Here is a 275-nt window from a genome sequence, read left to right as displayed (position 1 = left end):
ATACGACCGGCGACGGGGTGGATGGCAAAGCGAACCTCTGCGCCATTGCGGCGAAGCGTGTCGGCGAGCTGCTTCACCTGGTGCTGTGCCTGTGCGAGCGCCATACCATAGCCGGGGACGATGATCACCCGCTTGGCATCGTGGAGGAGCTTGGCGGTATCATCGGGAGCGGCATCCGCCTTGGCAGGTGCCTGGGTAGCGGCACTAACGAGGTCAGCCACCGTTTCCTTGGCATCACCGAGACACATCGTCACGCCCTCCTTGCGGGTGTAGAG

General features: G+C 63.6%; 1 protein-coding gene. It reads right to left on the bottom strand.

Going from position 1 to position 275, the window contains the following annotated elements; genetic code table 11:
* Nucleotides 1-275: NAD(P)(+) transhydrogenase (Re/Si-specific) subunit beta (locus HMPREF2890_RS09415; protein ID WP_246825255.1), on the bottom strand; the 275-nt coding region annotated here is incomplete at both ends.

The sequence above is a fragment of the Porphyromonas sp. HMSC065F10 genome (genome assembly GCF_001808555.1).
Classification (GTDB): Bacteria; Bacteroidota; Bacteroidia; order Bacteroidales; family Porphyromonadaceae; genus Porphyromonas_A.
Note: the sequence above shows the minus strand (reverse complement) of the source record. Positions and strands in the feature narration are given on the sequence as shown.